This window comes from Snodgrassella gandavensis (assembly GCF_914768025.1).
In the GTDB taxonomy this organism is placed as follows: domain Bacteria; phylum Pseudomonadota; class Gammaproteobacteria; order Burkholderiales; family Neisseriaceae; genus Snodgrassella; species Snodgrassella gandavensis.
In genome coordinates, this window is the sequence record NZ_CAJZCE010000009.1 from 78,496 (window position 1) to 91,724 (window position 13,229).

The following is a 13,229-nucleotide window of genomic DNA, read 5'->3' on the forward strand; positions in this document are numbered from 1 at the left end:
TAAATTTGATCACAGTCGTAATTGATAACGTTACTTTGTCAGGAGGTCGAGTATGATTTCGGCACAGCTTGAAAAAATTCTGCAGTATGTTTATGCCGAGGCTCGTGGCCATGCTTTTGAATTTATTGGTATTGAACAATTACTGCTCGGCCTGTTACAGCAAAGTAAAGACGTAAGTGAAGTATTGCAGGCTGTTGGCGTGGACAACAACCTGCTGGTCAAACAGTTACAGCAAAGCATTCATGAAAATACACCAGTGTTGTCGCAAAGTGAGTTGGAAAAGTCAGAATTGCAACCAACACTTGGTTTTCAGCGTGTTTTGCAACAGGCTATTGTGCATGTTCGTGCAGCTCAGACTAAAGGGGAAGTGACGCCGATAGATGTTCTGGTGGCCATTATGTCGGAAAAGGATAGTAATGCGGTGTATTTTCTTGAATCGCAGTCGGTAAACCGTTTGGATGTATTGCGCTATCTGACTCTGGGCAATCCTAATGTTACTCAGGATCAAGATACTGAACAGAGCAGTGAAAATGAAGCAGCCAAGCCGGAAATAAAAGCTTTAGAGCACTATACGGTAAATCTGAATATGGAGGTGCTGGCTGGCCGGATTGATCCACTGATTGGCCGCAATGAGGAAATGCAACGCCTGATTCAGACTTTATGCCGGCGACGCAAGAATAATCCTTTGCTGGTGGGGGAAGCTGGTGTAGGTAAAACAGCTTTGGCGGAAGGACTGGCTTATTTGCTGGTACATGAAAAGGTGCCTGAATCCATCAAGGGTTCGGTGGTTTTTTCGCTGGATATGGGGGCTTTACTGGCTGGCACCAAATACCGCGGGGATTTTGAGGCTCGACTAAAGTCAGTTATCAAGGAATTAAGTGAACTGGACAAGGCTGTCTTATTCATTGACGAGATTCATACCATTATTGGTGCCGGTAGTGTGTCTGGCGGTACGATGGATGCCTCTAATCTGCTCAAACCAGCGCTGGCCAAGGGAAGTATGCGTTGCATTGGCGCAACGACCTATCAGGAATATCGTACCATTTTTGATAAAGATCATGCTTTGAGCCGACGTTTTCAGAAAATAGATGTAGTGGAACCTTCTGTATCGGAAACTGTAAAAATATTGCAGGGATTACGGCCGGCGTTTGAGCATTTTCATCAGGTGCGATATACCCGTGCTGCGTTGCAGGCTGCAGCTGAATTGTCTGCACGTTATATTAATGAGCGGTTTTTGCCTGACAAGGCCATCGATATTATTGATGAAGCAGCAGCGGCACAGAAAATTCAGCCTAAATCTAGACAGCGCAAGGTTATCGGGCGGGCAGAGATTGAGGCAATTGTTGCTAAAGTGGCACGTATTCCGGAAACCACAGTTTCACATGACGATAAACAGGTATTGCGTTTTCTGGCTGATAATCTGAAAGCCAAGGTATTCGGGCAAGATCAGGCTATTGAGGCGCTGGCTGCTTCGATAAAAATGGCACGTTCCGGCCTGAAACAGGCAGATAAACCAATTGGTAGTTTTCTGTTTGCAGGTCCGACCGGTGTAGGTAAAACCGAGGTAGCCACGCAGTTGGCTCAGTTGCTGGATTTGCCATTACTGCGTTTTGATATGTCGGAATATATGGAGCGACATGCTGTTTCGCGCCTGATAGGTTCGCCACCGGGCTATGTTGGTTATGAGCAGGGTGGCCTTTTGACAGATGCGGTCAATAAACAGCCTTATTGTGTGCTGTTGCTGGATGAAATTGAAAAAGCACATCCAGATGTGTTCAATGTGTTATTGCAAGTGATGGATTATGCCAAGCTAACCGATAATAATGGGCGTAGTGCAGATTTTCGCAATGTAATTGTAATTATGACTACCAATGCAGGCGCCGCCGAATTGGCCAAACCCAATCTAGGCTTTACCGGGATACGCGAGCAGACGGATAGTCTGGTCGCAATAGAAAAAACCTTTACTCCGGAATTTCGTAATCGGCTTGATGCCATTGTACCGTTTAAAGCACTGAATAAAGAGATAATTGCCAAAGTAGTGGATAAATTTCTGTTGGCGTTGGAACAGCAATTACTGGCAAAACAGGTGGTGGCCGAATTTACGCCGGCTCTACGTATTTATCTGGCCAAATATGGTTTTGATGCTGCGCTGGGCGCACGCCCGATGCATCGTTTGATTCAGGAGCGGATTCGTAAATTGCTGGCGGATGAATTACTGTTCGGACGCTTAAGTGAAGGTGGTGATGTGATTATTGATTATCTGCCACAGTCAGATGAAGTGATATTAGATTTTTCAACTTCGCAGTTATCCGACTGGAAAAATCTTGAATCGGTAACTATTGAATAATTATGTTAAAAAACCTAAATTACAGATAAAAAAAAGTGTGGCTGAATGCCACACTTAAACACACACATCAAGAGGAAACCAATCAAAGTAAATTCATTATAATGCTTTTGATTATAAATGTTTTGATACAAATCAAATGAGAATGTTTAATCAGATATTACCCGGCGAAAAGCAAATATTCCTGTTTATAAATGTAATAATGGCATTTGCCTTATTAATGAAAATGGACAGGATAATAAAATAATTTAACGCAAGTTAGCGGGTAATGGATCGCTTTGCAGCTGGTTTACAGACTGTAAGCGCTGATTGAAATCCAGAACCTGAAGCTGTGTGCTGTCAACCGTACTAAAAAACTGCTCGCCATAAGGTAATTGCGGTGAACGGATACCCAGCCACTGCGCGATTCCATCCAAAAGTTCAAGACCACTGCGTTGTGCTTTATTGCGTAATTGTCCAGACTGGTCGCTATTTATGACCACTAACGGCACATGATAGTTTTGATAGAAATGGTCGTTGTGGCGCAGAATGCTGGCAGAGCGCACAATACTATTTTTCTCATAACTATTTTTATCATGACTTAAGCCGTGGTCGCTGAAGTACAGCATACTGAACGGCTGGCCACTGGATTGTAATGTTGCATAGATCTGGCCTAACAGACTATCTGTTTGCCGGATACTGTCGATATAACAGTTACTGTTGTTATTTTCCACATAAAGATGTGGCGGTTGGGGTAGACGATCACAAGGATTGGGATGTGAACCCATAATGTGTAGCACAATCAGGCGCGATTGCGAGACAGCCAGTGGCTGGGCAAGGATTTTTTGTAAGGGCGCAACAAGCTGATAGTCGAAGCTGCGCTCACCAAAATCGTAGCCGGTGGTTTTCAGAAAGGTAACTTGATTTGCCTGATGGGCAATGGTAGAAATTGAAGTATCATATTGCCCCAGTGCACCCTGATTCGATAGCCAGACAGTATCCATGCCAGCCTTTTTGGCCAGCGTAATCACATTATTCTGAATACTGAATGGTTTACCGTGGCTCAGTGTCAGGCCATGTAACAAAGAGATAGGGGTATTAGGCCCGGCAGACAGCATATTATCCATAACAATATTGGCATGTTTATCCAGAAATGGTGTGTTTGTGTATTTAAATCCGTACAGGTGCATATAGTCTGCACGTGCACTCTCGCCAATAATCAATACATAGTTACGGTAAATCTGCTGGCTGCTGCTGATTTGCCAGTTGTCCGGTTTGGCTAGGTCTGCTTTCATTTTGGCCAGCTCGGCGAAGTAGGCACGTGGTTGCAGATAGGCATCGGCCAGAAATTCTATTGGCTGCGCGCGCAAGGCAAAACCGCCGGTAGTATAGCCTTTGCGGGCTGTCTGGGCTGTCATCAGCACAAGGATAAGGACAAGCAAAAAGCCCCAGTAGCCGCGCCAGCGTGGGACAACTAGACTGCGACTTAAGCGTACAACAAATAATGGTATGGATGCCAGCAGAAAGGTAGCAAGATAAGTCTGCCATGAAATAGCACTGATATATTCACTTGCTTCACTGGCGGTGGTACTTAATAGTGAGGCAACAATACCAAAACTTGGCCGTCCATATAAAGCAGCGGTGGGGTGATATAGCAGAATAATAATGGCACTTAACCACATGAGGCCGTGCCATAGTCGCGGGCAGAAACGCTGTAACAGCAGATTAAGCAGCCATGTTTCAATAATCCGGTTTGGATTAGGTGGATAGGCTAGCGCATAAATCATTACAATGCTGTAAATGAGTAAGAGCACTACAGTTAGCTGGTAATGTTTACGGGGTGTCAGTTTCATAAATAACTCAGGCAGCAGGAGTAAAATTATCGGCAAAGAATGCATCTTCTGCCAGGCTGGCTTGGCTGGTAAATAAATTTTGTGCGTGGGCTATCATCTGTGGATTTCCGCATGCATAGACTGCATAGTTGCTCATGTCAGGATGTTTGGCTAAGGCGATATCCTGTATATATCCCTGAGCACCTTGCCATGTTGTTGATGCCCGCGATAATACCGCCGTCCACTGCGCCTGTGCTAGGCTGCCACAGAGTTCATCTAGTAAAGCACTATCATATAAATTTTCTTCAGCGGCCACGCCCCAGTAAACATATACAGCCTGCTGGTATTGCTGCTGCGTCAGTGCAGTCAGCATCGCTTCAATCGGAGCAATACCAGTGCCGGAAGCGAGCATAATTAGTGGTTGATGCCGCCAGTTTAACTGGAAGCAGCCCAGCGGGCCATGAATGTGAATGATATCTTTTGGCTGGAGACGGCCATCAAACAACTGTTCCGAAAATACACCCCCCGAATGACGGCGAACATGAATAACCAGTTGCCGGGTATCAGCATTAAAACGGGCAATGGAGTAACTGCGGCGAAGATTATTAGGCAGCACAATGTCAATATATTGTCCGGCAGTAAAATTGAAATGCTTTTTGGGTGCCAGTTTCAGGCTGACAATGGCAACATTAGCACAATAGCGGATATCATCTATTCGTGCTGCCAGAGTTTGCGCCGGCTGGTTATTCTTACCCTGATAGCCCGGCAGATAAAAAGTAATATCACTTTCTGCACTCTGACAGCATAATAAAATATCCTGCTGATTATTATCTTTACTATTCAGGGCAGCCTGAGCATTAACCTCGGTAGTTTGGCCGTTGACTAAGCGTGCCTTACAGGCTCCGCAGCAGCCGCTTTTACAAGCATGCGGTAGCATGATGCCGTTTTCAATTGCCGCATTAAGCAGCGATTCTCCCTTTTCTGCACAATAGGTTTCACCAGCTGGTAAAACAGTTATCTGATAACTCATCTCTGTTTTAGATTATTTGAACAAAGTGGCTATTTTAGAGCGCAGTAAAACAAAAGCCAAATCGGGCGCTAACTGCCTTGTAGGCCAGAGTGAGTAAGAAAAAGGATATTGAAAACTGTATCGCAACACAAAAGCCCGTTATGCAGGATAACGGGCTTGAATTGACACTAACTAAATAGCTTAATCCGAGAAATACTTGGCGTGAATTTTGTCATATTCGCCACTGGCACGAATTTTTTTCAAGGCTTCGTTCAGCTTTTCCGCCGTGGCTGTATCGCCCTTGCGTACAACAAAGCCATATTGGTCTACTCCGAATTCAGGTACTTTATTAATAGTAAATTTATCGGCACCATTGGCCTTAATATAATTGCTGATTACCGCGCCATCTGATACCATCGCTTCAACCCCGCCGTTTTCCAGTTCCTTGATGGCTAAAGGCACGCTATCAAACCGGGCAATTTTGGTGCTTTGTGCGCCGAGTACTTTCTGAACAGCCAGATCACCAGTCTGACCTGTTGCCACAGCTACGCGGTGCATGTTGTTTAATTCAGCAAGCGAATGGAAAGTCTTTGCTTTCGGTGTCAATACCATCATGGAAATATCAAAGTACGGATCAGTGAAAGTCATACTCTGTTTACGCTCATCAGTGATGGTCACACCTGAGGCCACGATATCCAGATCGCCATTATTCAAACTGGCAAACAAGCCGTCCCATGGTTGATCTTTAAACTGCACCTTGAAATTTCCGGCTTTAGCCATTGCATTCATCAGGTCAACATCAAAACCTGTTAATGAACCGTCCGCAGTACGTGATTCAAATGGTGCAAATTCGGCATTTGTGCCGACAATATAAGTTTTTTCAGCGGCAGATTGGGCAGGCGCCGAAGCTGAATCGTTATTGCTGCCACCACAGGCAGTTAAAATCAGGGTAGAGCCCATGGCCGCGGCGGCCAGCCAGTGTTTGATTTTCATGATGACTCCTTGAATTCCGATAGATTAATTGGCTGAAGGTTGTAAACTATACAATAGTTTGTACCGCAAAATATGCATCCTTACTGCCATGTCTGACTTGATAGTAACATATTTAACTGGTTAGCAATGTTATAATCCTGTTTTCACCAATACATGACAGTATTTAACAGTAAACAGGTCATGTATGATTCAGCTTTACAGGATAGACAATGCATATAATACATACCATTACAGAACTGCGTTCGTGGCGGCAGCAGGCCAAACGTGTGGCTTTAGTGCCCACAATGGGTAATCTGCATGAAGGCCATTTATCATTGGTGCGTACGGCCAGAGCCCATGCCGATGCAGTAGTGGTGAGCATATTTGTAAATCGGATTCAGTTTGGTGCCGGTGAAGATTTTGATCAGTACCCGCGTACTCTGGAGCAGGACGTGAAAAAGCTGGCTGCCGCAGGTGTCGATGTGGTGTTTGCGCCAGTTGAAAGTGAGTTGTATCCTAATGGTATACAGAATTATTTTGTAGAACCGCCAGTTATCCAGAATGAACTGTGTGGCCGTAGCCGTCCCGGCCATTTTCGCGGTGTGGCTACAGTGGTAACCAAATTGTTCAATATCGTGCAACCTGATGTGGCCTGCTTCGGCAAAAAAGATTACCAGCAGCTTGTCGTAATAAAAGGCATGGTACAGGATTTGAACATGAATGTAGAAATCATTCCCGTAGGAATTGAGCGTGCAAAAACTGGTTTGGCTTTGTCCAGCCGCAATAGTTATCTTACGGACACTGAGCGTGCACAGGCAGCGCAGTTATCTGAGCAGTTGCAAGTCATGGCCAAGGCAATTGCACAGGGAAACAGAGATTTTGCAGTTCTGGAAAACAGTGCAGCAACATATTTACAACAGCATGGCTGGCAGGTGGATTATATCGAGGTTCGGCAAGCTCAAATGCTGACAAAAGCACAGAATTCTGATACTAATCTGGTGATTGTAGCAGCCGCAATACTGGGAACCACCCGTTTGATTGATAATATAGAAGTGCATTTATCAAATTAATAATTAAACATGGTTTGTTAACTAGATATTAACCAAAAGGCAGCGTGAATACGTATGTGGTGGATTGTATTAATACTGTTAATTATTGCTATAGGCGCATTACTCTGGTGGCGTAATATTCAGGAACGCAAATGGCAGCTTGAGATGACCTACTTATCTCGATATGAAGATCGGTTACAGCCTGGCCAGATTACCGCACCAAAGGCGGTTAAAGCGTCACTGTTAGATTACATTATGTCCAATGTAATGCCACAGCGTGCGCAGCATAATCAGGCAGCACAATCATCATCACCAGAACAGCAGCTATCTGCTACAGAACCGGTACCGACTGAACCTGAGCTTATACCTGAACCCATCCATGCACCAGTAGTACCCACACATGTTTGTGAGCGGTCAGAGCAGGATTCACAACCAATAGAAATCAGCCAGTCACTGACACCGGCAGAACCGCCGGTTCCGAAGCAGATTACCGTTACTGAATCCAGCCCCAAACCCGTAAAAGCCAGTGCTACCAGTACAGCGCCAGAAGTTTCTGGGTATAAAGCAGATACCGACTATCAATTGCAGGTACTGGAAAGCAGCCAGCAGCCTCAGGCAGAATTATTGACGCTGATGAAAACACAAACTACTGTGGCCAGCAGTGATGTCCATATCAAGATTGAACCGGAAGCAGAAGACTACCCAAATCCAGATAATGTAGCTGATGATGAAGACGAAGCTTTGACAGAGGAAAAAATACTGCTTACCAGTGAAGAAGCTGTTGAGTCAGCAGTGGTATTTACTCCGGATAAAAATCTGGAAGTAATTACTCTGGCTGAAGCTACCCGCAAAGTGGCTACGCACCCGCTGGCTGATGCAGTAACCGAATCAGCTCCTGTACTTGAAGTTATCCAGCTCAACTGGCAGCACAAACCAGTGAGTAGCCAGAATCAGCAGCGTCACCGTAACGCAAAAGAAATAACAGCAGATGATCCGATATTAAATAAGATTCGTTCACGCACCAAAGCCGAACAGGCTGCCTTATTAAAAGCACGAGCATTGAAAAATTTTGATCTGGATGATTTGCAGCAGGCGACACAGCGCACACTGGGCAGTTCAGTAGGTGCACCATCACATCTGGCTCATCCAGTGTTACCATTGTCAAGCCCAAGCCATCCCTCCCTTGAGTATAGCCTCAGACATGAACATAATAGCGTGCAAGTTATTGATGAAGAAGATATCCGTTTAAACCTGCTGCGCCAGCGACTGGCTCGCCAGCGTCATCAGCAGACTGCTCATCACATTAATTCAGGCTATAGCGTACCGGTAATAGCAGAGGATGAAATCTATGCTAATCTGGCTAAAACCGATTCGCCGGTTAATAAACAGAAATTCCAACGGCCAGTAGTACGCGAAAGTGTTATTCCGGCAGCAGCGCGCATCAGTAAACGCCATGCTGTTAAAATGACGGCACCAGTGGCAGATATGTCCGTAGAAACGGGTTACACAGGTATTGCTGCTAGTGAACGCGCACCACTGTCAACACGCTTTACTCCATTTCAGTCGATACCAGCGGGTATTACTGCGGCATCAGATGTGGCAGTGTCACCAGCAGATGACGACACCAGTGAAGATACAACCTATGGTACACCAGCCAGTCTCGAAGCAATAGAGGTGGATAACGCCATGACCGATAATGTGCGTTCGAGAAGGCACCAGTTTCATTACAAGCCAGACATACAGTCAGTAGTACCACAGGCTATATCAGCAGATACCAGCACAGTAAGTTCTAGTCCTTATTATCATGCTGCTGTTCATTCTGTACCTGGAAATGATGGCATAGCTTCGTATATGCCGGATGAAAGCGATGGCGATGTTGCCATAGTAGAAGCACCAGTATTAGCAACTGAAGACCCTTATTTTGCCGATAGTGATGAAGAGGCCGGCACGCCCGCTTATTTTCCAGCGCAAGAGGCGTCCGAGGGAGACGAAACAGATATAGATATATCCAAATACTGGCCACAAGTGGAAAAGCCGCTCGCTAACAGCACTGAAATCGAAGCTGATGAATTGGTGGCTGAAAAACTCTCTGTTAGCCAGATTGACTCGGTACCAACGGTTAAAAGCGTGAGTGCGGTTAACCGTTTAAACCAACCACAGTTACCTACTGAGCAGAAAAAAAATTCTGATACACAGTCACAGCAAACAGCCATCGGTATGGCATTACAAAAAGCATTGCATCAGACTGGGGTGGCGAAACCTGCGCCCAAGCCGCAGTTAAAACTATTATTACCGGGCATGGACTTATTATTGCCACCACATTACGATCCGGCAGCACAGCAAAGTGAAGAAACCTTACTTGAAAATGGCATCACCATCGAAGAAAAACTGGCAGAATTCAAAGTTAAAGTTCGGGTAATCGATGCTTTTGCCGGACCAGTTATCACTCGTTATGAAATTGAACCAGCACAAGGAGTGCGTGGTAATCAGGTAGTTAATCTGGAAAAAGATTTGGCGCGCAGTCTGGGCTTTGCATCTATTCGCGTGGTGGAAACCATTCCGGGCAAAACCTGTATGGGTCTGGAATTACCCAACCCTAAACGGCAGATTATCCGTTTGAGTGAAATTTTCTCAGCACCGGTATTTCAGCAGTCCCGCTCCAAACTGACATTGGCTCTTGGTCAGGGGATTACCGGCCAGCCCGTTGTCACCGATCTGGCTAAAGCGCCACATTTACTGGTTGCCGGTACAACTGGTTCAGGTAAATCAGTGGGCGTCAATGCCATGATACTGTCGATGCTGTTTAAAGCCACACCTGAAGATGTGCGCCTGATTATGATTGACCCGAAAATGCTTGAATTAAGCATTTATGAGGGCATCCCGCATTTGCTCGCGCCGGTGGTAACCGATATGAAATTGGCAGCCAATGCACTAACTTGGTGCGTAAACGAAATGGAAAAACGCTACAGACTGATGAGCCATGCTGGCGTGCGTAATCTTGCCGGCTTCAACCAGAAAATTGCCGAACTGGCTGCGCATAACAAAAAACTGTTTAATCCATTCTCCCTCAATCCAAGCGATCCAGAACCTTTGGAAAAACTGCCTTATATAGTAGTGGTTGTAGATGAATTTGCTGACCTGATGATGACGGCTGGCAAGAAAATAGAAGAATTGATTGCACGGCTGGCGCAAAAAGCCCGTGCTGCCGGTATCCATCTGATATTAGCAACCCAGCGCCCCAGTGTGGATGTTATTACCGGCCTGATTAAAGCCAATATCCCGACACGCATTGCCTTTCAAGTATCCAGCAAAGTTGACAGCCGTACCATCCTTGACCAAATGGGTGCTGAAAATCTGCTTGGGCAAGGGGATATGTTGTTTTTACCGCCGGGCATAGCTTATCCTGAGCGCGTACATGGTGCATTTGTGGCCGATGAGGAAGTACATCGTGTGGTACATTATCTCAAACAGTTTGGCGAACCAAAGTATATTGATGATATTTTAACTGCTGGTGTTAGTGACGATGATATGTTCAGTAATGCATCCACACGCAGCAATGAGAATGAACTGGATCCTTTGTACGATGAAGCGGTTGCGCTGGTAGTAAAAACCCGTAAAGCAAGTATTTCTTCTGTGCAGCGTCAGTTGCGCATAGGCTATAACCGTGCAGCTCGTCTGGTAGAACAGATGGAAACAGAAGGCATTGTTTCAGCAGCTGAAGGTAACGGTAATCGTACTGTACTGGCACCACAAAATAGCCATCTGGATAATTAGCTGCGCATAACAGAAGCTTGTGCCTGTATCTGTTCATTTATCAGAATCTTTTAAAACGCATACACATTGTATGCGTTTTTGTTTTATTCCTAATACCATGTTGCGGAGTAGTGACCCTAATAGATGGTTATTATTGCAGTTATTAGCAATGCTGAAATATTATAACCGCTGATATCACAAGTAGTGATTATAGTTAAAACAATGTATTTATTTGTATAGATAAAATAAATCTGTGGTGATTTTGTTGCTTTAATAGCATGTTTTTTTGAAAAATATCAACATTTGGTCAGATTTTACTAAATAAATTAGTGCTGTTTAGCTTGATTTAGTATCAGCCCAGGCTAGAAATTAAAAACCTGTATAAAAATATATGCAAAATATTGCTGATAATTTATTAATACGTGTATAAATTTTTATACCATAGATAAAGAAAAATAAAATTTCCATTAAGTTTTATAAGAAAAATAAACTTTGTAAGTAATTGTTTTGAATATTAAATAGTTTGTTTTGATTCTAAATTGGTCTTAAGATGAATTGGCTATATTTGAAATGTAAATTTGAATCTTTAACTCAGTAAATATCAATATATTAATTTTCTGGAGACGAATTTATGATTGAATCTTACAGACGGTTCTGGCGTAACATTCTGAATTTTTCTGGCACATCCAATCGGGCCGATTGCTGGTGGCCTATTGTAATAAATAATATTCTTGGTTTGGTTTTGATTGCTACCTTGTCATTGCTGTTCAGACGCCTGCATGACACAAATCGCTCCGCATGGTGGATTCTGATTTTTCTAATACCGTTAATCGGGCAAATATGGCTTATTATCCTGACGCTGCTACCAAGCAGACCGAATCGCTTTCAGCAAGGATTTTTCTAATCTGTATTTGTGACTGGTTCACAGATAGCAAAGAATAGCTAAGCCTCCAATTGCTGTGTTGCATTATCTGTTTATAACCAGTCTTGCTTCAGCAGCCATATTTCACTTAGTGAAAAGGTTCTGCTGGGCAGAGAAGCGTAAAAAAATTGTGTGTAGTCTGAGCATTAGAACATTGTTTCAGCTATAATACCAAACTAACATAACTAATTGACTGGTTAAAATAGCTTGTCAGAAACTGATAGAAAACGCTTGTGTGTTTTTCCAGAATAATGTTTATTTACCAATTGCATATTGATAGTGAAAATATAATAGTTTGAATATTTTAGCTAATTCAACCTAATGGGATGAGTGTGTAAGCGGATAGGGTTTCCAGAATCGCCATTGAATTGAGTCAAATTTATAATAAATTATTTTTGCTTATGGCGTTTCTAGTTGAAAAATATATTTATTAGCTAATCATTGCAGATGGTGGGTTCACGGCCAAAATTTTTTATTTCATCATAGTTGGGGTAGACTTATGCCAGAATACTGTCGTTTATCCAGAAACTAAAATTCAACTTTGTCTTATCCATAAAATATATAACAGTTTAAATTTTTCAGTTGGAAAGATCAATATCGAATTTATTTATGAATATAGCTTTTAGATATTAAATAGTTATCAAGATTACTTATTGGAACATTCTTGCTATGAAGCTTCCTAAAATAATTTTTAAAAACTTATTCAACTCTATCAATATCGGTATTTATATTTTTAGTACAGAATACGTCTATTGGATATTAAATAGCTATTAACACTACTCATTGAACATTCTTCGTGTGAAGCTTCATTTTGAGTAATTACCTCGTAAGTGTTTCCTTGTTTATCAAAAAAGACAAAATGGTAAATCTGTATATATAAATCTTTTTTCTTTTTTTCAGAGGCCAATAAAGTTATTTTTGTTTTAGATTCATCTAAATTATAGATATCAGTAATATTAGCATTTTTTAACCAACCTTTAGTCATATTCATGGGCCAATTATGACAATCAGGCGCTTTTGCTAAACATACTACAGGAAAAATGCCTAATAATATTGCTAATAAGTTTTTTTTCATTTTATCACCTCTAGTTGTCTATCATTACTTTCCCATATCTGTTTTCTATATACAAATTTTAGAATAATGCATCCATTAAGAAGCTGTACCGGGATTTTTCTACTATTATCCTAAATTAAAAAAACAGCTCTACCATACATTTTATTATTAGGCGTAGGTAGTAATCTAATTGAATGTAACCCTGTATGAGGATGATGCCGAGTTAATTCTGGCATTTTATATTTGCCTTTAGGAGTTGGTCTAAATGCTTGGTACATTTTCCATTTTGAAGTTGTTTAAACCAATACCTCTACT

General features: G+C 42.9%; 8 protein-coding genes. 4 read left to right on the plus strand and 4 right to left on the minus strand.

Going from position 1 to position 13,229, the window contains the following annotated elements; all coding sequences use genetic code 11:
• The first annotated feature begins 52 nt into the window (after positions 1 to 52).
• A complete protein-coding gene (gene clpA / locus MJ764_RS07790; protein WP_239326017.1) occupies positions 53 to 2,347 on the plus strand; it encodes an ATP-dependent Clp protease ATP-binding subunit ClpA in 2,295 nt (764 codons plus the stop codon).
• A gap of 245 nt (positions 2,348 to 2,592) precedes the next feature.
• On the opposite strand, the gene MJ764_RS07795 is transcribed toward clpA, so the two are convergent.
• The 3 genes from MJ764_RS07795 to MJ764_RS07805 form a co-directional block, all read right to left on the minus strand.
• Positions 2,593 to 4,176 carry a phosphoethanolamine transferase gene (locus MJ764_RS07795; protein WP_239326018.1) on the minus strand — a complete coding sequence of 528 codons (1,584 nt, stop codon included), beginning with the start codon at positions 4,174 to 4,176 and terminating at the stop codon, positions 2,593 to 2,595.
• A 7-nt stretch (positions 4,177 to 4,183) separates the two neighbouring features.
• Positions 4,184 to 5,185, minus strand: coding sequence for a 2Fe-2S iron-sulfur cluster-binding protein (locus tag MJ764_RS07800; RefSeq protein WP_239326019.1), 1,002 nt, complete (start codon positions 5,183 to 5,185; stop codon positions 4,184 to 4,186).
• A gap of 180 nt (positions 5,186 to 5,365) precedes the next feature.
• A complete protein-coding gene (locus MJ764_RS07805) occupies positions 5,366 to 6,157 on the minus strand; it encodes a basic amino acid ABC transporter substrate-binding protein (protein ID WP_239326020.1) in 792 nt (263 codons plus the stop codon).
• 209 nt (positions 6,158 to 6,366) lie between these two features.
• Here MJ764_RS07805 and panC point away from each other — a divergent pair, with 209 nt between their 5' ends.
• From panC to MJ764_RS07820, 3 genes are all read left to right on the plus strand, one after another.
• The gene (panC, locus tag MJ764_RS07810; protein WP_239326021.1) at positions 6,367 to 7,206 is read left to right on the plus strand and encodes a pantoate--beta-alanine ligase; all 840 of its coding nucleotides are present in this window, start codon (positions 6,367 to 6,369) and stop codon (positions 7,204 to 7,206) included.
• Between the two features lie 54 nt (positions 7,207 to 7,260).
• On the plus strand, positions 7,261 to 10,959 hold the full coding sequence (locus MJ764_RS07815; RefSeq protein WP_239326022.1) for a DNA translocase FtsK: 3,699 nt from the start codon (positions 7,261 to 7,263) through the stop codon (positions 10,957 to 10,959).
• A gap of 610 nt (positions 10,960 to 11,569) precedes the next feature.
• Positions 11,570 to 11,842 (plus strand): DUF805 domain-containing protein, encoded by a 273-nt coding sequence (locus tag MJ764_RS07820; RefSeq protein ID WP_239326023.1) that lies wholly within the window; start codon positions 11,570 to 11,572, stop codon positions 11,840 to 11,842.
• A 751-nt stretch (positions 11,843 to 12,593) separates the two neighbouring features.
• Here the strand turns inward: MJ764_RS07820 and MJ764_RS07825 are convergent.
• A complete protein-coding gene (locus MJ764_RS07825) occupies positions 12,594 to 12,935 on the minus strand; it encodes a hypothetical protein (RefSeq protein WP_239326024.1) in 342 nt (113 codons plus the stop codon).
• Positions 12,936 to 13,229 lie beyond the last annotated feature (294 nt).

Bases quoted from the DNA above. Each gene is read 5' to 3' on its own strand.
- MJ764_RS07825 (WP_239326024.1), bottom strand. From the start codon at position 12,935: ATGAAAAAAAACTTATTAGCAATATTATTAGGCATTTTTCCTGTAGTA.
- MJ764_RS07795 (WP_239326018.1), bottom strand. From the start codon at position 4,176: ATGAAACTGACACCCCGTAAACATTACCAGCTAACTGTAGTGCTCTTA.
- MJ764_RS07805 (WP_239326020.1), bottom strand. From the start codon at position 6,157: ATGAAAATCAAACACTGGCTGGCCGCCGCGGCCATGGGCTCTACCCTG.
- MJ764_RS07800 (WP_239326019.1), bottom strand. From the start codon at position 5,185: ATGAGTTATCAGATAACTGTTTTACCAGCTGGTGAAACCTATTGTGCA.
- panC (WP_239326021.1), top strand. From the start codon at position 6,367: ATGCATATAATACATACCATTACAGAACTGCGTTCGTGGCGGCAGCAG.
- clpA (WP_239326017.1), top strand. From the start codon at position 53: ATGATTTCGGCACAGCTTGAAAAAATTCTGCAGTATGTTTATGCCGAG.
- MJ764_RS07820 (WP_239326023.1), top strand. From the start codon at position 11,570: ATGATTGAATCTTACAGACGGTTCTGGCGTAACATTCTGAATTTTTCT.
- MJ764_RS07815 (WP_239326022.1), top strand. From the start codon at position 7,261: ATGTGGTGGATTGTATTAATACTGTTAATTATTGCTATAGGCGCATTA.